Annotated in this window: 1 protein-coding gene; it reads left to right on the plus strand. The window is 65.4% G+C overall.

Annotation, left to right across the window (positions count from 1 at the left end; all coding sequences use genetic code 11):
- A partial coding sequence (locus ACZYY4_RS23000; RefSeq protein WP_463812329.1) for an IS481 family transposase occupies window positions 1-1,155 on the plus strand: 1,155 nt, incomplete at its 5' end.
- Window positions 1,156-1,200: the final 45 nt, after the last annotated feature.

Below are 1,200 nucleotides of genomic sequence, written 5' to 3' on the forward strand. Positions count from 1 at the left end.
CTCGAAGTCCTCAGCGGAGACCTGTCGGTGGCCGCCGCAGCCGACACCTACAAGATCTCCCGCCAACACATCTACCGCCTACTGGCCCGCTACCGCGCCGGGGGCCTCGACGCCGTCGAACCCCGCTCCCGACGCCCCACCAGCAACCCACGCAGGACCTCCGATGAGGTCATCACCGCCATCGTGCACCTGCGGGAACAACTCGTCGCTGATGGCCTCGACGCCGGCCCCATCACCCTCCAAAACCACCTGGCCCACCAAGGCTTCCCGGTGCCCTCAACCTCCACCATCCGACGCATCCTGCACCACCACGGCCTGATCACCCCCCAACCACGCAAACGCCCCCGCAGCTCCTATCACCGCTTCGCGGCCGAACAGCCCAACGAATGCTGGCAATCCGACTTCACCCACTGGACCCTGGCCGACGGCACCGACACCGAAATCCTCAACTGGCTCGACGACCACTCCCGCTACCTACTGTCCTGCACCGCCCACCACCGCGTCGGCGGCCCCGACGTCGTGGCCACCTTCACCGCCACCACCACCGAATTCGGACTACCCGCAGCCACATTGACTGACAACGGCTCGGTCTACACCTCCCGATTCACCGGCGGGCACAACGACTTCGAACGCCTCCTGGCCGCACTGGGCATCACCCAACGCAACGGCCACCCCGGCCACCCCCAAACCCAAGGCAAAATCGAACGCTTCCACCAAACCCTCAAACGCTGGCTAAGCGCACGACCCCACCCCGCCACCACCGCCGAACTCCAAGCCCTCCTCGATACCTTCCGAACCGTCTACAACACCCAACGCGGCCACCGCGCCCACCCCGGCCACATCACCCCCGAACAGGCCTACCTCGCCCGACCCAAAGCCACCCCCGGCAACCAACCCGCCGCCGCCATCCGACTACGCACCGATATCGTCGACCAATTCGGCAAACTCACCCTGCGCCACGGCAGCCGCCTGCACCACCTCGGCATCGGCCGCGCCCACGCCAACACGCCCGTCCACATCCTGATCGCCACCACCACCGTCACCGTCATCAGCAAAACCGGCCACCACATACTCGCCAGCCACCACATCGACCCCGAGCACAACTACTGGCCCAACAAACAGAAAAGCCCCGGCAAAAGCCAGGGCAATCTGTAACCGATGACGCGACTCAGATGTCACCTATGACGCGACTCATCACAA

The organism is Mycobacterium sp. IDUB_21 (assembly GCF_055419425.1).